The sequence below is a fragment of the Planotetraspora kaengkrachanensis genome (assembly GCF_016862895.1).
GTDB lineage: Bacteria > Actinomycetota > Actinomycetes > Streptosporangiales > Streptosporangiaceae > Planotetraspora > Planotetraspora kaengkrachanensis.
Window position 1 is genome coordinate 39,673 of sequence record NZ_BONV01000006.1, and the last position, 20,446, is coordinate 60,118.

The 20,446-nt window shown below is 69.5% G+C and carries 16 protein-coding genes; 9 read left to right on the forward strand and 7 right to left on the reverse strand.

What is annotated here, in order from left to right:
* Window positions 1–14: 14 nt before the first annotated feature.
* The gene (locus tag Pka01_RS10030; RefSeq protein WP_203882379.1) at window positions 15–1,685 is read left to right on the forward strand and encodes an MFS transporter; all 1,671 of its coding nucleotides are present in this window, start codon (window positions 15–17) and stop codon (window positions 1,683–1,685) included.
* Window positions 1,686–1,907: 222 nt separating this feature from the next.
* Here Pka01_RS10030 and Pka01_RS10035 read toward each other — a convergent pair whose 3' ends face one another.
* Window positions 1,908–2,306 (reverse strand): hypothetical protein, encoded by a 399-nt coding sequence (locus Pka01_RS10035; RefSeq protein WP_203882380.1) that lies wholly within the window; start codon window positions 2,304–2,306, stop codon window positions 1,908–1,910.
* Between the two features lie 876 nt (window positions 2,307–3,182).
* Entirely contained in the window at window positions 3,183–3,518 is a 336-nt protein-coding gene (locus Pka01_RS10040) for a hypothetical protein (RefSeq protein ID WP_203882381.1), read from the reverse strand.
* A 691-nt stretch (window positions 3,519–4,209) separates the two neighbouring features.
* Between Pka01_RS10040 and Pka01_RS10045 the strand changes: the two genes are divergently transcribed.
* The 5 genes from Pka01_RS10045 to Pka01_RS10065 are packed head-to-tail and all read left to right on the forward strand — an operon-like array spanning window position 4,210 to window position 12,001.
* Window positions 4,210–6,744, forward strand: coding sequence for a glycoside hydrolase family 97 catalytic domain-containing protein (locus Pka01_RS10045; RefSeq protein ID WP_203882382.1), 2,535 nt, complete (start codon window positions 4,210–4,212; stop codon window positions 6,742–6,744).
* 53 nt (window positions 6,745–6,797) lie between these two features.
* On the forward strand, window positions 6,798–8,057 hold the full coding sequence (locus Pka01_RS10050; RefSeq protein WP_203882383.1) for an ABC transporter substrate-binding protein: 1,260 nt from the start codon (window positions 6,798–6,800) through the stop codon (window positions 8,055–8,057).
* Entirely contained in the window at window positions 8,054–8,983 is a 930-nt protein-coding gene (locus Pka01_RS10055; protein WP_203882384.1) for a carbohydrate ABC transporter permease, read from the forward strand. Before Pka01_RS10050 ends, Pka01_RS10055 begins: the two co-directional genes overlap by 4 nt.
* Entirely contained in the window at window positions 8,976–9,839 is an 864-nt protein-coding gene (locus tag Pka01_RS10060; protein WP_203882385.1) for a carbohydrate ABC transporter permease, read from the forward strand. Before Pka01_RS10055 ends, Pka01_RS10060 begins: the two co-directional genes overlap by 8 nt.
* Window positions 9,836–12,001 carry an alpha-galactosidase gene (locus Pka01_RS10065; protein ID WP_203882386.1) on the forward strand — a complete coding sequence of 722 codons (2,166 nt, stop codon included), beginning with the start codon at window positions 9,836–9,838 and terminating at the stop codon, window positions 11,999–12,001. Before Pka01_RS10060 ends, Pka01_RS10065 begins: the two co-directional genes overlap by 4 nt.
* A 46-nt stretch (window positions 12,002–12,047) precedes the next feature.
* On the opposite strand, the gene Pka01_RS10070 is transcribed toward Pka01_RS10065, so the two are convergent.
* Complete coding sequence (locus Pka01_RS10070; RefSeq protein WP_203882387.1) at window positions 12,048–12,911, reverse strand: AraC family transcriptional regulator; 864 nt, start codon at window positions 12,909–12,911, stop codon at window positions 12,048–12,050.
* 178 nt (window positions 12,912–13,089) lie between these two features.
* On the opposite strand from Pka01_RS10070, the gene Pka01_RS10075 reads away from it, so the two are divergent.
* The gene (locus Pka01_RS10075; RefSeq protein WP_203882388.1) at window positions 13,090–13,821 is read left to right on the forward strand and encodes an SDR family NAD(P)-dependent oxidoreductase; all 732 of its coding nucleotides are present in this window, start codon (window positions 13,090–13,092) and stop codon (window positions 13,819–13,821) included.
* On the forward strand, window positions 13,794–14,696 hold the full coding sequence (locus Pka01_RS10080; protein ID WP_203882389.1) for a hypothetical protein: 903 nt from the start codon (window positions 13,794–13,796) through the stop codon (window positions 14,694–14,696). The genes Pka01_RS10075 and Pka01_RS10080 overlap by 28 nt, the downstream gene beginning before the upstream one ends.
* A gap of 26 nt (window positions 14,697–14,722) precedes the next feature.
* On the opposite strand, the gene Pka01_RS10085 is transcribed toward Pka01_RS10080, so the two are convergent.
* From Pka01_RS10085 to Pka01_RS10100, 4 genes are read right to left on the reverse strand one after another with little or no spacing between them, the layout of a single operon-like run.
* Window positions 14,723–16,063 carry an ABC transporter substrate-binding protein gene (locus tag Pka01_RS10085; RefSeq protein WP_203882390.1) on the reverse strand — a complete coding sequence of 447 codons (1,341 nt, stop codon included), beginning with the start codon at window positions 16,061–16,063 and terminating at the stop codon, window positions 14,723–14,725.
* Between the two features lie 15 nt (window positions 16,064–16,078).
* On the reverse strand, window positions 16,079–16,954 hold the full coding sequence (locus Pka01_RS10090; protein ID WP_203882391.1) for a carbohydrate ABC transporter permease: 876 nt from the start codon (window positions 16,952–16,954) through the stop codon (window positions 16,079–16,081).
* Between the two features lie 9 nt (window positions 16,955–16,963).
* The gene (locus Pka01_RS10095) at window positions 16,964–17,896 is read right to left on the reverse strand and encodes a carbohydrate ABC transporter permease (protein ID WP_203882392.1); all 933 of its coding nucleotides are present in this window, start codon (window positions 17,894–17,896) and stop codon (window positions 16,964–16,966) included.
* On the reverse strand, window positions 17,896–18,729 hold the full coding sequence (locus Pka01_RS10100; protein WP_203882393.1) for a DeoR/GlpR family DNA-binding transcription regulator: 834 nt from the start codon (window positions 18,727–18,729) through the stop codon (window positions 17,896–17,898). The genes Pka01_RS10095 and Pka01_RS10100 overlap by 1 nt, the downstream gene beginning before the upstream one ends.
* Before the next feature lie 160 nt (window positions 18,730–18,889).
* Between Pka01_RS10100 and Pka01_RS10105 the strand changes: the two genes are divergently transcribed.
* Entirely contained in the window at window positions 18,890–20,407 is a 1,518-nt protein-coding gene (locus Pka01_RS10105) for a glycoside hydrolase family 31 protein (protein ID WP_203882394.1), read from the forward strand.
* The last annotated feature ends 39 nt before the right edge of the window (window positions 20,408–20,446 follow it).

Consider the following 20,446-nt stretch of genomic DNA (forward strand, 5'->3'; position numbering starts at 1 on the left):
CCAGGGAGTCCAATGTGACTGTTTCGACACCCACCGACGACGCCGCCACACCAGGTCTCGCGGGGCGGCTGTGGCACCGCGACCTGGCGCACTACCCCGAGACCCGCCGACGATACGTCTATCTCGCCATCGTGGTCGTGACCACGATCGTCCTGTACTACCTGCTCTACATCCAGTACGCCGTCGCGACGTCGATCATCACGCACTTCGGGATGACCTTCAGCTATTTCATCTGGCTGTCGGTCGTCGGCAACGCCGTCGGCGCGTTCTCGTCGCTGCTCGCCGGGCTCGCCGACCGCTGGGGGCGCGCGAACCTCGTCGTCTACGGCCTGCTGGTCGCCGGGGTGCTGGTCCTGGTCCTGCCGAGTTCGCCGGACAAGAACGTCTACCTGGTGCTGTTCGCCGTGCTCAGCTTCATCGAGGGCATCGTCCTGGTCGCGACCCCCGCGCTGATCCGCGACTTCTCCCCGCAACTCGGCCGCGCCACCGCGATGGGCTACTGGACGATGGGCCCGGTCATCGGAAGCCTCGTGGTCACCAGTGTCACCAGCGCGACCCTCGGCAGCTCGACCTGGCAGGACGAGCTGCGCTACTCCGGGATCAGCGCCCTGGTGGTGTTCGTCGTGGCGCTGTTCGGGCTGCGTGAGCTGTCGCCGCGGCTGCGCGACCAGGTCATGGTCAGCATGCGCGACCGCGCCCTCATCGAGGCCCGCGCCCGGGGCATCGACGCCGGCCGGCAGGCCTCCGGGCACTGGCGGCAGATGCTCCGGCTGGACGTGGTCGGCTCCGCCTTCGCCATCAGCGTCTACCTGCTGCTGTACTACGCGGCCGTCGGCAACTTCGTCATCTACTTCTCCTCGACGTTCGGCTACAGCGAGCAGCGCGCCAACGGGCTCGCGAACTGGTACTGGGCGGCCAACGCCGTCGCGCTCGTCCTGGCCGGGCTGCTGTCCGACCGGCTCGGCGTGCGCAAACCGCTGATGCTCATCGGCGGCATCGGCTCGGCCGTCATGACCGCGATCTTCGCGACGCTGGCCACCCACCCCGACACCGAGTACGCCACCTTCGCCGTGTTGTTCGTCGGGATCGGCGTACTCGGCGGTCTGACCTACGCCCCCTGGATGGCGAGCTTCACCGAGACCGTCGAGAAGCACAACCCCGCCGCGACCGCGACCGGTCTCGCCGTCTGGGGATGGATCCTGCGGGTGGTCGTCGCCGTGTCCGCGGTCTTCGTGCCGATCGTGGTCACCTCCGTGACCCCGATCGTGGAGCACGGGGCCGAGGTGCAGGCCGCGCAGGCGCAGGCGGGCCCGGCGCTCGCCATCGTGAACGCCCATCCGCAGATCTTCGCCGAGCTGGCCGAGCACCCGGCGGACGCGGTTCCGCCCGACCTCGCTGCGCGGGCGGCCCAGGAGGTGGGCGCCGCCGACCTCGCCGTCGTACAGCAGGCGGGGCCGCAGCTCGCGATTTTGCGGGAGCACGGAGCCGAGGTTCAGAAGGCGGCGGAGGAGGGCCCCGGCCAGTGGCAGACCTGGTGGTGGGTGTGCCTCGCCGGCCAGATCGTCTTCCTGCCGTTCATCTTCGTCATGACCGGGCGCTGGAGTCCCCGGCGGGCCCGTCAGGACGCGGAAGAGCACGAGCGCGCCGTCGCGCGCGAGCTGGCCGCCCTCCGATCCGAGACCTGACCGCCCCTTCCGCCACCCTTCCGCCGGCCGGGGCACCCCGGCCGGGGGCCTGGCGGGCGATCTCTTCAGTACGGCGGGAACGGCATCTCCAGCGTGGGAACCGCCGGAGCCTGATTGAGTTTTCGTTTCTCATGATCTCGGGCGGGGCGACCGCCCGTGAGCAGGGCACGGAAACGGGTCGAGGCCTCCCCGCCGGCTGCCGGGGAGGCCTCGGTCACATCGTTACGGAAGCAGCGGCGGGGTCGTCGCGACCCCGCCGTAGTACGGGGACTCCGCCTCGGCCTTGGCCTTGGAGTCCGTGTCCTGCTTCTGCTGCGGCAGGGCGTCGTTCTCGCTCTTCTGGAACGGCGTCACCACCAGGGTGAAGTCGCGCAGCAGGTACTGACGCTGGTGCTGGTGCTGGCGCTCGTGCTGACGCGCGCGGTTGTGGTTCCAGTTGTGGTTCCGGTTCCGGTGGCCACGGCCGCCGCCGCCGCCGCAGCCGCAGCCGCCGCCGCCGCCGCCCATGACGGTGGTGGCGTTGGCGGTGCCGGCGGTGACAGCGGTACCGAGGGCGACGGCTCCGCCGGTCAGCGCGGTGCTGATGGCGAGAACCCCGACGAGGCTCTTGAAGTTGGGCATTTCATTTCCCCCTTGAAAGGACTTGCCCTATGCGCTGACATTTTCCAAATAAACTGGAAAATGCTTATCTGGCGATCCTTGGTGGATCATCCCTGCATTGTCTTGTTTTCCTCGCCACCTGTGTGACAAACGGTGTTCGGCGGCTTTTGCGCACTGCTTATCTCTTTATTGACGGAGTTAAACCGCTAGAGAGCGTTTTGTAGTGAATTGCTGATTATGCACCATTTGTCATGTCGGAATGGGGAGGATATGTCTTATTCGGTTATTTCGTCTTCGTCGCCCGGGGCGGCGGAATCCTCGCCTCCGCCGAAGGTCTGGAGGTCGTAGGGAGACGCAGAGCGCAAAGACCACCCCGCAGTACGGGGGTCCCGAGCGGGCGAGAGGGGCCGGGGGAGCGGGGCCGGGGGAGCGGGGCCGTACGGGCAGGAGAGGCCACAGGGCGAACCGGCGGAGCCGGAGACGGTGCGACGGCTTGGGCGCCGGACGGATGGCCCGCCGGGTCGGTTCGGGTGGCGGCGCGCGGTCGGTTCGGGTGGAGGCACGGGTGGCTGCGCGGGCGTCGGGTGGCGGCGCGGGTGCCTGATCGGGATCGATGCTTGGAAGGCGCGCAGGGTCATGTGGCGGGTGGAGTTCAGGCCCGGGTGCGCGGGACGGGGAGTCGCCGGGGGGCGGTGTCGGGTGCTCCGGGCGGGCCTCTCGGAGGGTGCCGAGGTCCCGTCGCTCCATCGGAAGTCCGGGGACGCGAAAGCCGACCGCCGACGGGTCGAAACATTGATCGTCGGCGGCCGGCCTCGTGGGCGATCCGGGAAGGACGGCGTGAGCCGTCAGGCCGGCCCTCCCGGATGCGACCGGGTACGGCGCGTCACGGCTCGAGCGTCAGCTCAGACCGGTCACCGGGGCGTGCCGCTGCCACGGAGTGGTGTGGTCGTTGCTCGCCTGGAAAGGTGTCACGATCAGCGTGAAGTCACGCAGCAGGTGCTGGTTCTGGTGCTGGTGCTGACGGGTGTGCTGCCGCTGGTGGTTGAAGTTGCGGTTGTGGGTGCGGTGTCCGCGGCCCCATCCGCAACCGCCCCCGCAGCCGCCGCCACCGCAACCCATGACGGTGCTTGCGCTCGCGGTGCCGGCGGTGACGGCGGTGCCGAGGGCGACGGCTCCGCCGGTCAGCGCGGTGCTGATGGCGAGAACCCCGACCAGGCTCTTGAAGTTGGGCATTTTTCCCCCGTGAAGGTTTGATTCCCTACGCTTCGACGCTTCCCAATGATGTGGAAAATGTCCGCAAGGCAACCCTTTTGTGAGTGTTGCCTGCTTTGTCTAAATTTCCAGGCCGAGCGTCGGATAAACGGTGATAACAGGAGATTGGCACAGGCTTATCTCTATATTAACGGCTTTCGACCGATCTTGATCATTTTGACATATAATGTCGCTTATGTCTGCTTTGAATATGTATGCATATGTGCGATATGCCCGATTCCAAAAATGGTCGGGAGTTGTCGCCGTCCGCTGTCATCCGGCGGCCGGACCGCGTGCCTCCAACGCATTTCGCGGTCGCCTCGGCGGGTGAGGCCGGTCGGCGGCGGCCACGTACGCCGCCCGCACGGTGTACGCCCACGGGAGGTCGGCACCTCCGGGGCGGCCCCGGCAGGGCTCGTCCGCGTTCCGGCGTAAACACCATCCCGATCAAGGAGGTGTCCGGGTCGGCCGTGCCGGTCGGTTCATCTGACGTCGTGTTGTGAGCGTCCAGGCCGGGCGGCGCGCCCCGGCACGGTCCGCTCTGAAATCGTCGGATTGTCCATCCCGCAACTATGAAGCCCCATGCCGCCGAGGACGGGACGACCTATAGCGTCACCCTCACACAGCGGGTCATCTCCCTTTGAACAACCCTGCGGCATCCGATGGAGCACTGTTGAGCGACGACGTACGCCCCCTCCCCGAGGCGCACACAGGCCCGGTGGGCACGGGCGCGGTGAGCGCCCTGATCCGTGCCGCGGGCACGGGCGTGGGGCTGACCGTCACCTGGCAAGGCGAGGTCGTCGTGGACGACGTTCCGCTCGGGTTCACGGTCGACGGCGCGGACCTCGGCGTCGACGCGGAACTCGTGCACGTCTCCGACCGCACGGTGGGCGACCGGATCAGGCTCCGGTCCGGCAAGGCCGTCGGCGACCACGACTACGAGCACCACGAGCGCGTTCACACCTTCCGCGAGGCCTCAGGCGTCGAATGGCAGGTCATCCTCCGCACGGCACGCGACGGCGTCGCGATCCGCTACGCGATGCCCGCGCTCGACGGGACGGCCTGCGTGACGGCGGACCGCACCGCCGTCACGCTTCCCGCCGGGTCGAGAAGCTGGGTGCTCGACTACCAGACCTGGTACGAGACGCCTCGGTGCGGCGCGGACGCCGCCGAGCTGCCGAGCGGCGCCTACGGCTTCCCGTACCTCGCCAGGCTCGACGCGGCGACCCACCTCCTGATCACCGAATCGGGGATCGACGGTCGCTTCTCGGGTGCCCACGCCGAAGTGGGCGGCCCCCTCGCGGACGGCGGCCGGACCCTGCGGTTCACCCTCGCCGACGACGCCGTCGAGGTCACCCGCGGGATCGTCACCCCGTGGCGCGTCTTCCTCATCGGCGGGCTGCCCGAGCTCGTGTCCTCCCTGTTCGTCGAGGAGCTCGCGCCGGCCGCCGCGCCCGAGCTCGAGGACGCCGAGTGGGTACGGCCCGGCCGCGCGGCCTGGTCGTGGTGGTCGGACTTCTACTCGGGCGCGCAACTGGACAAGCAGCGGCACTTCGTGGACGTCGCCGCCGACCTCGGCTGGGAACACCTGCTCATCGACTGCGGATGGGAGGAGACCTGGGTCCCGGAGATCGTCGCCTACGCGAGCCGGCGCGGCATCCAGGTGCACCTGTGGACCATCTGGCGCGACCTCAACAGCCCGGAGGACCTCAGGAGGCTGGCGCTGTGGCGCTCGTGGGGCGTCGCCGGGATCAAGGTCGACTTCATGGAGTCGGAGTCCAAGGACCGCTACCGCTGGTACGACACGATCCTCGCGGAGACCGCGCGGCTCGGCCTCATGGTGAACTTCCACGGATCGGTCATCCCGCGCGGGTGGGCGCGCACGTTCCCCCAGGTCATCGGATACGAGGCGATCCGCGGCGCCGAATACTACGTGTTCTTCGAGAACCAGGCCCTCACCGCGTCCCACAACGTGATCCAGCCGTTCACCCGCAACGTCGTGGGCGCGATGGACGCCACGCCGGTCGCGTTCGGCGCCGCGAACCGCACGACGAGCGACGGTCACGAGCTCGGGTTGTCGGTGGCGTTCGAATCGGGCATCACCCACTTCGCCGACCACGTCGACGCCTACGTCTCGCGGCCTCTCGCCGCCCGGTTCCTCGCCGAGCAGGCACCGGTCTGGGACGAGACGGTCCTGCTGACGGGTGACCCCGACAGCCACGCGGTCGTCGCCCGCCGCTCCGGCGACAGGTGGTTCGTCGGCGGCATCGCCACCGGTGAGGCCCGCGCCGTCCGCGTGCCGCTCGGCGCGCTGGGAGCGGGCCCCGACGCCCAGGTCTGGGTCGTCGGCGACGCGGCGCCGTCCACAGACGAGGTGCCCGCGACCGGACTCGCGGAGACGACCACGTCCGCGAGCGACGCGATCGAGGTGACGGTCGCCAGGGACGGCGGCTTCGCCGCGATCGTCGCTCCCGCGGGCACGGACCTGTTCAGGGCCGTGCCCCGTTCGCGGCACCCCGCGCCGGTCGTGGACCCGCCCGTCGCCGAGATCGGAGCGGACGGGACCGCGTCGCTGACGACCGACCCCGACGCCCGGCTGCGCCTGCCCGCGGGATGGTCCGCCGAACGCGTCGGCGAGGCCGGCTGGGCCGTACGTCCCGACCGTTCGCTGCGGCCCGGGCGGCTCGGCGTCGTCACGGTCGAGCGGGACGGCGACGGCGTGGTCCCCGTCGTCGCGCACGCCCGGGTCGTGCGGCCCCTGACCCCCGGCGAGCACGCGCTGCCGGACCTGCCGATGATCGCGTTCGTCAACGACGACGGCCCCGTCGAACGCGACCAGTCGAACGGCGCCGGCAACCCCGGCGACGGCCGACCCCTGCGCGTCGCGGACCAGGAGTTCGAACGCGGCCTCGGCACGGCGCCGTACTCCGAGGCGCTGTTCCACCTCGGCGGGCGCGCCGAGACGTTCATGGGCGCCGTGGGCGTCGACGACGAGTCGGCCGGGCGCGCCAGAGTCGGCGTCCTCGCGGACGGCGACGAGATCTTCACCGCCGTCGTCGAGGCCGGCAAGCCCGTCACGGCCTTCTCCCTGCAAGTCCGGGGTGTACGGACCCTGTGCCTGCGCAGCGAGGCCGTGGCTCCTGACGACGCCGGCGTTCACGTCGACTGGGTCGACACCACGGTTCACGTCACATCCGTCAGCGGATGACCCCCCGGTGCCGGTCCCGCACGACCGGCACGCAACACGATCAGAGGAACACCATGAAGCGCAAGTGGATCGCCGCCACGGCAGTCGCCGTGACGGCCGGCCTCCTCACCGCCTGCTCGGGCGGCTCCGGGGACACGCCGAAGAACGAGAAGGTCACGCTCACGTACGCGAACTGGAGCGAGGACCAGAGTCCCGCCATGAAGCAGATCGCGGCCGAGTTCGAGAAGGCGAACCCGAACATCACCATCAAGGTGCAGACCCTGCCGTGGCCCGAATACTGGTCCACGCTTCAGGTCGGCGCCGCCGGCGGAACCGCGCCGGACGCGTTCTGGATGCTGGCCGACCACTTCCGCGAGTACGCGAAGGGCGGCCAGCTGCTCGACCTGACGGACACCATCACGTCCAACAAGATCGACATGAACGTCTACCCCAAGCCGGTGTCCGACTCCTACACCTACGAAGGCAAGGTCTTCGCGCTGCCGAAGGACTTCGACACCAACGGCCTCTGGTACAACAAGGCGCTCTTCGACGCGGCGGGCGTCAAGTACCCCGATGACACGTGGACCTGGCAGGACGTCCAGGAGGCGGCCAAGAAGCTGACCGACCCCAAGAAGGGCGTGTGGGGCATCGCCGCGCCGATCGACGCGCAGGGCGGCTTCTACAACACGATCCTGCAGGCCGGCGGCAACATCATCAACCCGGACGGCAGCGCGTCCGACTTCGCGAGCCCGGCCGGGATCGCCGGTCTGAAGTTCTGGACCGACCTTCAGGCGGCGGGCGAGTCGCCGACGCTGAAGCAGCTGTCGGACACCGAGGCGGTCTCGATGTTCGAGAACCAGAAGGTCGCCATGTACACCTCCGGCGCCTACTGGGCCCTGCGGTTCTACAAGAACCCCGACCTGAAGGACAAGGTCGACGTCGCGCCCCTGCCGCAGGGCGTCAAGCGCGCCACCGTCACCAGCGGCATCGGCAACGCCGGATACGCGGGGAGCAAGCACCCCGAGGAGCTCAAGAAGTTCCTCGCCTTCCTCGGCGGGACCAAGGCGGCCGAGATCCAGGCGGCCACCGGAACGGTGCTGCCCGCCTACCAGGGCACGCAGAAGCCGTGGCTCGACTCGATGCCCGAGTTCCACCTGCAGGTGTTCATCGACGCCATCGACTACAGCGTCCCGCTCCCGGTCGCGGGCAACGCGTCCGAGTGGCAGGGCCTGGCCCCGCAGTTCCTGACCCCGGCATGGGACGGCAAGAAGCCCGTCGAGCAGGCGGCGAAGGAATACCAGGACGCCGTCGACCAGGTGCTCGCCAAGAAATGACGACAGTCGCGACGAAGCCCGTGCGGCGGCCGACCGGCCGCCGCACAGGCGTCAGCAAGCCCAGCGGATGGTGGGGGCTCGCGTTCATCGCCCCCGCGACGATCGGCCTGATCGCGCTCTACGCGTGGCCGTTCGTGTCCACGCTGCTCAAGAGCTTCCAGGACGTGCCCGCCTTCGGGCCCGCCACCTTCGTGGGGCTGGACAACTACACCACGCTCATCGGCGACGGCGACTTCTGGAAGGCGTTCAGGAACTCGGCGCTCTACACCGTGATCATCCTGCTCGGCATCCCGCTGGCCGTCGTGCTCGCGTCGCTGATCGAGCAGGTCGGCCGAGGCCGCGCGATCTACCGGGTGCTCTTCTTCCTGCCGGTAGTCACCCTGCCCGTCGCCATCGGCATGGTCTGGCGCTTCATCTACAACGGTGACTTCGGGCTGCTCAACTACGTGCTGTCGTGGTTCGGGATCGACGGCCAGTTCTGGGTGGCCGACCCGCGGTTCACGATCTACGCGTTCGGCGTCGTCGGCATCTGGATGGGCCTCGGCATCAACCTGATCATCCTCGGCGCCGGCCTGCAGGCCATACCGAAGGCCCTCTACGAGGCCTCCTCCCTGGACGGCGCCGGCCGGGTCAGGCAGTTCTTCCACATCACCGTGCCGCTGCTCAGCCCGAGCATCTTCTTCGTGACGATCCTCAGCGTGATCTCCGCCCTGCAGATGTTCGACCTGCTGTTCATCATGTTGCGCGGGGTGAACAACACGGCCCTCACCGACTCAAAGACGATCGTGTACCTGTTCTACGAGAAGGCGTTCGTCCAGTTCGACCAGGGCTACGGCGCCGCCATCGCGATCGTGCTCCTCATGGTGATCATGATCGCGACGGCACTCCAGTTCCGTCTGCAGAGATCCTGGGTCTTCTATGGCTGAGTCCACCGTCCGCCGCACGTCACGCGCCCGCCGAGGGGGCAGGACAGGCTCCACCTGGCCGATCCACGTGCTGCTCGTCATCGCGGTCGTCTTCATGGTGGTGCCGTTCGTCTGGCAGCTCCTCACCGTCTTCAAGACGACCGCCGAGGTGACCAGGATCCCGCCGACGATCCTGCCCGCGGATTTCAGCCTGCACTCGTTCGAGACGTTCTTCTCGACCGTGCCGTTCTGGTCGATGTTCGCCGTCTCCGCCGGGTCGCTGGTCCTTCGGGTCGCCGGCCAGATCGTGGTGGCCGCGCTCGCCGGCTACGCGTTCGCGCGCATCCCCTTCCGCGGCAGCAAGGTGCTGTTCGGGCTGTTCATCGTCATGCTGATGGTGCCGAGCCAGCTCTTCCTCATCGGCCAGTTCCAGCTCATCCGCGACCTGAAGCTGCTGGACACCCTGCCGGCGCTCGCCATCCCCGGCCTGTTCTCGGCGTTCGGCACGTTCCTGATGCGGCAGGCCTTCCTCACGATGCCGGGCGACTACGAGGAGGCGGCCCGGCTCGACGGCGCCAACACCTTCCAGGTGTTCTGGCACGTCATGCTTCCCATGGCCCGGCCGATGCTCGCCGCACTCGCGGTGCTGACCGGTCTCTACTCGTGGAACGACCTGCTGTGGCCGCTCATCGTCTCGCCCTCCGGGGAGAACCGGCCGCTGCCGGTGGGCCTCGCCGGATTGCAGGGACAGTTCGGCACGGACTACCCGACCCTCATGGCGGGTGCGCTCGTGTGCTCGATACCTCTCGTGATCGTCTTCCTGGCGCTCCAGCGCCAGTTCTTCGCCGGCATCGCGAGCAGTGGACTCAAGGGATGACAGGAAAATTGAACGACGCCAGCCACACACCGATTCATCTGCGCTCCGGAGGCACCAGCCTGGTCGTCGCCGTCGACGGGGGACGGCTCCCGCGCATCCTGCACTGGGGGCCGGATCTCGGCGCGCTCGGGGACGATGCCCTTGCCGACCTGCGGCGGGCGGCCCTTCCCGCCATCGGGGACAGCGCGGTGACCTATCCGCAGCCCGTCCCGATCCTCCCGCAACTGGCGGAGGGCTGGCTCGGCCGTCCGGGCCTGGTCGGCGACACCGGCGGCCGCCGCTGGGCCCCGAAGTTCCTGGACGCGACACACGAGGTCGTCGACACCGGCGAAGGACCCGTGCTGCGCACCACGGCGCTCGACCCGGAGTACGGCCTGACCGCCGAATTCGAGATCCAGGTGCTCGCCGCGAGCGGGCTCGTCCGCCAGCGGGCCACAGTAAGGAACGACACGGCGGAGCCGTACCGGATCGACTCCCTCGAACTGGCTCTGCCCGTGCCGCCGGAGGCGTCGGAGATCCTCGACCTCACCGGTCGCTGGGCGCTCGAGCGGGTCCCGCAACGGCGGCTGTTCCACGTGGGGGAGTGGGTCAGGGCCTCGCGGGGCGGCAAGCCGGGGCTCGAGCACACGATGCTGCTGGTCGCCGGAGAGGCCGGGTTCGGGTTCCGTGAGGGCATGGTGTGGGCGACCCACCTCGCGTGGAGCGGCAACCAGGTGCTCGCCGCCGAGCGGACGCCGGCGGGCACGCGGCACCTCACCGCGGGCGAGGTGCTCCTGCCCGCCGAGGTGGTGCTGGGCCAGGGCGAGTCGTACCGGAGCCCCTGGCAGTACGGCTCCTGGGGAACCGGGCTCGACGATCTCGCCGCGCGGTTCCACCGGCACCTGCGGTCGCGGCCGCGGCACCCCCGCTCGCCCCGTCCCGTGGTGCTGAACACGTGGGAGGCGGTCTACTTCCACCACGACCTGGACACCCTGACCGCGCTCGCCGAACGCGGGGCGCAGGCCGGCGCGGAGCGGTTCGTCCTCGACGACGGATGGTTCCTGGGCCGCCGCGACGACACCAGTTCGCTCGGCGACTGGACGGTCGACCCGGACGTCTGGCCCGACGGCCTCGGACCGCTCGTCACCCGGGTGCACGACCTCGGCATGGACTTCGGGCTCTGGTTCGAACCGGAGATGGTCAACCTCGACTCCGACCTGGCCCGCGAGCACCCCGAATGGATCTTCGACGGCGGGCACGGACCCGGCCTCGCCTCCCGCCACCAGCATGTGCTGGACCTCGGGCATCCCGGCGCGTACGCGTACCTGTTCGAGCGGATGAGCGACCTCATCGGGACGCTCGGCATCGCCTACATCAAGTGGGACCACAACCGGTACCTGCTCGACGCCGGCCACACGCCCGACGGCCGGCCGGGAGTGCGCAGGCAGGTCGAGCAGGCCTACCGGCTGATGGCGGAGCTCAGGGCCGCCCACCCCGGGCTCGAGATCGAGTCGTGCGCCAGCGGCGGAGGACGCGTCGACCTCGGCGTACTCGAGTTCGCCGACCGGATCTGGCCCAGCGACTGCAACGACCCGCACGAGAGGCTCGAGATCCAGCGCTGGACGGGGCTGCTGGTGCCGCCGGAGATGCAGGGCACGCACATCGGAGCCGCCGAGTCGCACACGACGCACCGGACGCATCCGCTGGACTACCGCGCGGAGAAGGCGCTGTGGGGGCACCTCGGCGTCGAGGTGAACCTGCTCGAGGCCGACGACGAGACCCGCGCCGCGCTCGCGCGGTGGATCGCCTTCCACAAGGAGCACCGGGCGCTGCTGCATTCCGGCGAGGTCGTCCACGCGGACCTCGCCGACGCGGCGCTCCGCCTGGAGGGCGTCGTGGCGGCCGACCGCGGTGAGGCGCTCTACGCGTTCAGCGTCGTCGAGCGGCCCTCGACGTGGCCGCCGGGGCGGATCCGGCTGCCCGGGCTCGACGACGAGCGCCACTACACCGTCGAAGCCGTCCACCCCGGCTCCCCGCCGGCGGCCGGAGCGGTGCTCCCGCCGTGGCAGCGGGAAGGAGTGACGCTTCCAGGGCGCGTGCTGCGACTCGTCGGCATCGAGGCGCCGTCCCTGGACGTCGACAGGTCGGTTCTGCTGCGGGTCGTGAGCGCGTCGGCGACGTGACGAGGAGAACGCGACCGCCGCGGAGGGAGGAGCCGCTCCCGGGGGCTCACCCCTTCGCGCGGTTGCGGTACTCGGTCGGGCTGGCCTCGTGCATCCGCTTGAAGTGGCGGGAGAAGTAGAACGGGTCGGGGTAGCCGACCTCCCGTGCGATCTTCGCCACCGTCGCGTCCGTCGTGTCGAGGAGGTTGCGTGCCTGCGCCATCCGCAGCGCGGTGTGGTGCGCGAGCACGCCGCCTCCGGTGGCACGGCGGAACAGCGCGCTCAGATGAGAGGGGGAGACGCCGACCAGGGCGGCCAGGTCGGCGACCCGGACAGTTCTGTCCAGCCGTTCGGCCAGGTAGGCCATCGCGCGCTGCAGGGGGTCACCGGGCACCGGCATGGTGCGGTCGACCACGATCTGGGTGAGAAGTTTCCACGCGGCGCCGGCCGCGCCCATCAGGCTCGCCGGCGAATGATCCCGTTCAAGTATGGTCACGATCTCGTCGAGCAAGGCGATCGCCCGATCGAGGCGGCCGATCGGGATCACGGGTCTGGACGCGCCCGCCCCGATCTCCTCGATGAGCTCCGTCAGGTCGGCGCCTCGTAAGTGGCACCACCAGATCGTCCAGGGATTGTCGGCGGACGCGCCGTACGCGTGCGGGACGCCGTGGGGGATCACCAAGGCCGTGTTGGCTCCGACGCGGTGCTGCGCCCCCCCGACGTTCGCCCACCCCGTGCCGGCCGTGCACAGGATGAGGATGGTCTCCTCGATGCCGCCCAGCCTTCTCATCAGGTGGTCCGCGGCGTTCGGATAGTAGCCGGTATCGGTGACCATGAGGCGTCTCGTGACCGGGCGGGAGCTCGCCTCGGCGACGACCCGGCGCGGCACGACGGTCAGCCGCTGGTTGCGGAAGCCCTCCTGCATCGGCATCGACCCAGTATGGCAGAAACCAGCGAATCGTCCAGGTGACGGCGAACATCGAACATTCCCCGTCGTCACCCGCGGGTGTTGACTTGGTCGCGACGTACGACGACGACGCCCGGCCTCACCCGTGCTCATGGGAGAGCGTTCCCGGGCGTCACTCACCATCGGGGACAACGTGCAGACAATGGGACGCGGACTGCTGTCCGGAAAGGTCGCCGTGGTGACCGGCGCGGCCTCGGGCATCGGCGCCGCGGTCGTGGACCGGTTCCTCGCCGAGGGCGCCGACGTGCTCGCCGTGGACGTCGCCGCGCAGACCTCCGACCGGCCGGGCGCGCTGGCGGTGACCGGCGACGTGTCGCAGGCCGCCACCTGGCGGCGGATCGCGGAGACCGCGCGCGCGGAGTTCGGCCGGCTGGACGTGCTCCACAGCAACGCCAGCGTGGTGGTCCGGGCGCCCGCACACGAACTGGCCGAAGACGACTGGGACCGGCAGATCGCGGTCAACCTCAAGGCGGCGTACCTGGCGGCCAACGCCTGCGTCGGGCTGCTGCGGGAGAACCGGGGCGCCGTCGTCCTGAGCTCCTCCGTCCACGCGATGTTCGGCCTGCCCGCGCATCCCGCCTACGCCGCCGCCAAGGGCGGCCTCGTGTCGCTCGGCCGCCAGCTCGCGGTGGAGTACGGCCCGGACGTGCGGGTCAACACCGTCCTGCCAGGGCCGATCCTCACCCCCGCGTGGGACGGGATCGGCGAGGAGGACCGCCTGCGCAGCGTGGCGGGCACCGCCGCCGGCCGTTTCGGCCGGCCTGACGAGGTGGCGGCCGCGGTCACCTTCCTCGCCTGCGCGGAGAGCTCGTACATCACCGGAGCGTGCCTGGTGGTGGACGGCGGGTGGAGCGTGATGAAGGACTCCGCCTGACCACGCCTGACCACGCCGCCGAGGCACACGCCCTGATGGGAGAGCCGATGTTTTCGATCCCGCTGCGACCCCGCTTCGACCTGGGGATGGGCGGAAGGTGGACGTCCCTCGCCGGCGGCGGCCGCGAGTGGCTGTGGTCCCGTCCCGACCCCGAGCGGGCGACGGTGGTTCCCGGTGTGGCGTTCGTCGACGCCGGCGGCCTGGAGGAGTGCCTGCCCACGGTGCGCGGCCTGCCCGACCACGGCGACGTGTGGAGCCGCGCATGGACCGGCTCCGCCGCCGAGAGTTCCGTACGCGGTGCAGGCTTCGAGCTGCTGCGGAAGGTGGCGGACGAGGCCGGGACCGTGGTGGTGACCTACCGACTGGCCGCCGACCCCGGGCACGCGTTCGTCTGGGCCGCCCACGCGCTGCTCGACCTCGGTGAGGACGCCCGGCTCGTCGCTCCCTCCGAGACCCCGGTGCGGGTCTTCCCCGAGGCCGCGCCGATCCTCGGCCGTCCCTGGCCCACCGGCGCCCCCTACGTCGAGGGCCGCTGGCCGGAGCCGCTCGGCCTGCCTCTCGACCGGTTCGGGCCGTGCGACGGCACCGCGGTCGGAGCGGTGCTCCGGTGCGATGCCGTACGCGTGACGGACGGCCCCGACGTGCTCGACCTGCGCGTCGAGGCCCCCGGAGAGGTCCCGGTCTCCGTCGCCCTGTGGCGCAACCTCGGTGGTTTCCCCGATCACGCGCCGTACCGCAGTGTCGGCGTCGAGCCCATGCTCGGCGCGGTCTTCGACCTGGCCGAAGCGGGACTGGGAGACGCCGCGGTGGTCCCGGCCTCCGGCGAGCTGACGTGGCGGCTCGTCCTGGCCGCGGGACGGCTGGGCGGCGACTGAGCGGCGGCCGACGGGGACACCCCGGGTCACTGGAAGAGGTTGTTGACCTCGGTGTTCACGGCGGGAAGCGCGGTGGAGGCGGTGGCCTTGCCGAGCATGACGCTCTCGTAGGCGGCCAGGACGAGTTGCTCGACCTTCGCGGCGTTGTCGGTGATCGGGTAGAGGAAGGTGCCCTGCGGGTCGTTGGCCTCCTCGACGAACGCGCTGACGTCGCGCCCCGCGGCCTTGTGCGCGGCCATGGCCTTGTCGGCCGAGGTGGTGATCGCGGGGAAGACCACCGCGTTCTGCGCGATCAGGTCCTGGCACTCGGCCGAGCCGAGGAAGCTGACCCACTTCCAGGCCTCGTCCTTGTGCTGGGTGCCGGCGTAGATCGAGTCGGCCAGGCCGTTGATCATCGTCTTGCGTCCCTGCGGGCCGACGGGGAGCGGCGCGAAGGCGAAGTCCTTGCCCCAGCTGGAGATGGTCCAGGAACCCGTGGTGACCATGGCGGCCTTGCCCGCCTCCATCATCGGGGTGACGCCGAGCTTGCCGGCCTGGTCGTAGGGCGGCATGTAGCCCTTCTTGATCAGCCCGGCGTACCAGTCGATCGTCTCGGCCAGCTTGGGGTCGTCGTAGTTGTACCGGGAGCCGAAGGGGTTCTTGTCGGTGAAGACGAAGCCGTCACTGGCCGCGAAGTGGCTCCACTGGCCCTGGCCGTAGGCGCCGCCCCCCGTCTCCAGAGCCAGGCCGTAGGTCTTGACGTCATTCTTGTCGAAATCGGGGTCCAGGCCGTTGCGGCCCTTGCCGTCGACGGTGAGCTTGGCGACCGCCTTCTCGAAGTCGCCGCCGTCGGTGGGGTTCCACGTCCAGGTGGCGAACTCCGCCGGGTCGATCCCGGCCTTCGCCACCTGCTCGGTGTTGTAGACGACCGCGATCGTGTCCCAGTCCTTGGGCAGGCCGTACCTCTTGCCGTCGCGCACCCAGAGGTCGGCCAGGCCCTTCTGGTAGATCGACAGATCGAGCTTGTCCTTGTCGACGTACGGCTGGATGTCCAGGACCTGGTTGTTCGCGGCCAGTTCGGGATAGCGGGACAGGTGGTCGGTGAACACGTCGGGCGCGTCGCCCGCGACCAGCTTGGCGGTCAGGTCCGTCCAGTACTGGTCCCAGCCGGACTGGGTGATCTTGATGGAGATCCCGGGGTTCTTGGCCTGGAACGCGTCGGCGCACTGCTGGTAGGCGGGTTGCTGCCGGTCGTCCCACAACGCGTAGGTTAGCGTGACCTTCCCGTCGGCCGCGGGAGTCTCCGAGCCGCCGCCACCACAGGCGGCGACGGCGAGAGTGCTGAGGGTGAGCATGGTCGCGAACAGCGTGCGACGGGAGGTCTTCATGGTCTCTCCAGGGGGTTACTTGATGCCGGTGAAACGGATCGAATCGACCAGTCGGCGGCCGAAGAGGATGAGCAGCAGGAGGACGGGCAGGACGGCGAGGGTGGCGCCGGCCATGAGGCCGGCCCAGTCGGGGGTGGCGTTCGGCGTCTGCTGCTGGAAGATCGCCATGGCCGTGGTCAGCACCCGGACGTTCTCCTGCTTGGCGACCAGCAGCGGCCACAGGAACTCGTTCCAGGTCTGCACCGCCGTGATGATGGCCAGAGTGACCAGGGGGCCCCTGTTCATCGGCACGACGACCTGCCAGAAGATGCGCCAGCGGCTCGCGCCGTCGAGCCCGGCCGCCTCCTCGATTTCGCCGGGCACGCTGAGGAAGAACTGGCGCAGGAAGAACACCGCGAACGGCGTCATGAAGAAGTACGGCGCGACCAGACCCCAGAAGGTGTTGACCCCGCCGAGGCTCTTGATGAGCACGAAGTTGGGCAGGACGGTGAAGATCGGCGGGATCATCATCGTGCTGAGGAACAGGTAGAACAGCACGTCACGGCCGCGGAAGCGCAGGCGGGCGAAGGCGTAGGCGGCCATCGCGCTGAAGGTGACCTGCCCGGCGACGACGGCCGCGGCGAACACCACCGAGTTCTGCAGGTAGCGCCAGAAGTCCATGCTGGCCGAGGTGCCGCCTGCGGCTCTGGCCTCCTCGGGTGAGGCCAGGCCGAGGATCCGCTCGAAATTGATCATCGTCGGGTCGTCGGGAAGGAGCGAGTAACTGCCGTTGAACAGGTGCGCGTTACCGGTCAGCGCCGTACGGACCATCCACCAGAAGGGGAACAGGGTGATCGCGAGCGCTGCGAGGAGACCCGCCCAGGCGAGCAGGCGGGCTGGGTTTTTCCGCATGGTTCCGCCCTAGGCGAGATCTGAGGTCGAGGCGCGCAGCAGCCGCATCTGCAGCAGGGTCAGCGCGACGAGGAGCAGGATGAGGAAGACCGACATCGCCGAGGCGTAGCCGAATTCGAACTGCGTGAAGGCCTTCTCGTAGATGTAGTAGTAGATGACCCTGGACGCGTTGACCGGCGAGCCCTCCGTGGTCACCGCCACGGTGTCGAAGATCTGGAACGAGCCGATCAGCGAGACCACGAGCACCAGCGCGAGCACGGGGCGCAGCAGCGGCAGAGTGATCCGCTGGAACGTCCGCCATTCGCCGGCGCCGTCGATCCTGGCCGCCTCATAGAGGTGCCTGGGGATGAGCTGCATGCCGGCGAACAGCAACAACGCCGTGTAGCCGACGTGCCGCCAGGTGTTGATCGAGGCGATGGTGAGGATGCTCTGGTCGGGGCTGAACAGGAAGCCCTGTTTGGCCAGCCCGATCTGCTCCAGCACGTGGTTGACGAAACCGACGTTGGTGTCGAGCAGCCACATCCACAGCAGCGCGATCGTGACGTTCGGCACCAGCCATGGCAGCAGCACCATCGCCTTGATCATGACCGACCTCGTCAGCCGCTCCATCAGGACGGCGAGGCCGAGGGCCAGCACGGTCTGCGTGGCGACGTTGAACACGACGTAGACGCCGGTCACCTTGAGCGCGTTCCAGAACACCTGGTCGCTCAGCACCTCGCCGTAGTTGTCCAGCCCGACGACGGCCGGGTCGGACAACAGGTTGTAGTCGGTGAAGCTGAACCACAGGCCGCGCACGGTCGGCACCAGGTAGAAGACGGCGAACCCGATCAGCGCGGGCGCGAGGAACACCAGTGCGATCCTGCCGTGGCCACGCTGCCACGACGGCCCCGCCCGCCGCGCCGTACGGCGTCCGAGCGGCCGCGCCAGGAGGGTGGCGGCCATCACGCCTCCTCGCAGATCTCGATGTCGAGGCCGGCCTCGCGGCACTCGGCGACCGCCTGGGCGTCGGCGGAGGCGCCGGTCAGCAGGAGATCCGCCTCGTCGATCGGGCAGATGGGAGCCAGCTCGACGCGGCCCACCTTGGAGCCGTCGGCGACGAACATCCGGCGGCCCGCCGAGTTGATCATGGCCTGCTTGAGCTCGGCCTCGGGCAGGTTGAGGTTGGTGAAGCCGGTCCTGGGATGGATTCCGTTGCAGCCCAGGAAGAGGGTGTCGGCGTTGATCTGGGCCAGCATGCTCACCCCAAGCGGGTTGACCAGCGAATGTTGCAGCGGGCGGAGGGTGCCGCCGGTGACGATCACGGTGAAGCGGGGGATCGCCCGTTCCAGCTCCAGCGCGATCGACAGGCCGTTGGTGAAGATCACCACATCACGCAGGTCGGCGCGCTCGACGAGTGCCCTGGCCACCGCCATCGTGGTGGTGCCGGCCTCGAGGATCACGCTCTCGCCCGAGGTGATCAGCTGCGCGGCGGCCCGGCCGATGAGCGTCTTCTCCGTGGCGGAGGCGTCCATCGCGTCCTCGAACGACGACTCGATGAGGCCGCCGGCCCGGCTGGCCGGCAACGAGCCGGGCCGCGCGTCGGCGAGTGCGCCGCCGCGCACCCGTTTGAGCCTGCCCTGCTTCTCCAGGAAGTCGAGATCGGCGCGGACGGTGACCCTGGAGATGCCGAACGCCTCGGCCAGATCGCCGATCCGGACGAACGTGCGGTCGGCGACCAGGGCGGCGATGCGCTCGCGGCGCCCTTCGGTGGGGACGCCCTCAGGCTCGGGAACCATGGCCGCCATGCTGCTAACACTTTCCAAATCTTGTCAATCGGCAATTTGTAACGCTTCCGAAACGCAAGATCCTTTCCCTTTGGAAAGGATTGCTTTCCCATTGACAAGCTCGCCCGTGTTCCTCACCATGAGCGACGTCGGACGTCGTGAAGGGGAGAACGTGACACTCGGGGCAACGGTCAGACTGCCGGTCGAGGACGGCGAGTACTGGTGGGGCGGCGCCGCGGCGGACGGCATCGAGATGCCGTTCACCGACGGATACCGCGCCGACCTGCGCGACCTGGGCGGCAACCAGGGCATGCCGATGCTCCTGTCCAGCAAGGGGCGCTACGTCTGGTCGGATCGCCCGTTCGCGATCGAGATGTCCGGCGGCGAGCTGCTGCTGCGTGCCGACGTGGCCGCGGGCATCATCGTCGGCGGCGGTCACGGCGACCTGCCGGGGGTCTACCGGCAACTGGCCGAGGACCGTTTCCCGCCCGACGGGCGGATGCCCGACCCGCTCCTGTTCACCGCGCCGCAGTACAACCTGTGGATCGAGACCCTCTTCGAGCCGACCCAGGACAACGTGCTCGCCTACGCCCAGGCCGTGCTCGACAACGGGTTCCCGCCCGGCATATTGATGATCGACGACCGCTGGCACGAGGAATACGGCCAGTGGACCTTCCACTCCGGCCGCTTCCCCGACCCGGCGGCGATGGTGGCCCGGCTGCACGAGATGGGCTTCAAGGTGATGTTGTGGCTGGTGCCCTACGTCACCCCCGACTCGCTGGTCTTCCGCAGACTGCGCGAGGAGGGCCTGCTGATCCGCGACCGCCGCGGGCGGCCGGCGATCGGCGAGTGGTGGAACGGGTTCGGCGCGGCGCTCGACCTGCTCAAGCCCGAGGCTCTGCGGTGGCTCTCCGGAGAACTGAGACGGCTGCGCCAGGACGTCGGAGTGGACGGGTTCAAGTTCGACGGAGGTGAGGCGGCCTTCTACGCCGACCTCGGATGCCCGGATCCGCAGGCGTACACGATCGCCTGGAACCGGTTCGGCCTGCCGTACCCGCTCAACGAGTTCCGCGACGCTTGGCTCGCGGCGGGGCTGCCGCTGGCCCAGCGCCAGCGCGACAAGCACCACGCATGGGAGGGCCGCGACGGGCTGGCCAGCCTCATCCCGAACGCCCTGGCGCAGGCGCTCACCGGGCACGCCTACACCTGCCCCGACATGATCGGCGGCGGCGAGTACCAGTCGTTCGGCAGTGCCGACTTCGATCCCGAGTTGTTCGTCCGCTACGCGCAGGCGTCCGCGCTGTTCCCGATGATGCAGTTCTCCGCCGCGCCCTGGCGGTTGTTGTCCGCCGAGCATCTGGAGCACTGCAGGTCGGCCGCCTCCCTGCACGAACGGTTCGGTCCCGAGATCCTCGCGCTGGCCAAGGACTCGTCCCGTACGGGCGACCCGATCATGCGGTCGCTGGAGTTCGCGTTCCCCGGACAGGGCCACGAGCGGGTCGCCGACCAGTTCATGCTCGGCCCCGACCTCCTGGTGGCGCCCGTTCTGGTCAAGGGCGCCACCTCACGCGAGGTCGTGCTGCCGCCGGGCGACTGGCAGGCCGACGACGGCACCCTCCTGCACGGACCCGACATCGTGACCGTCACCGCGCCCCTGTCGCGACTGCCCTGGTTCCGCCGCCAGGGCTGACGGTCACGATGTCGATCCGCAGAGAGGCGGCGCGCGGCC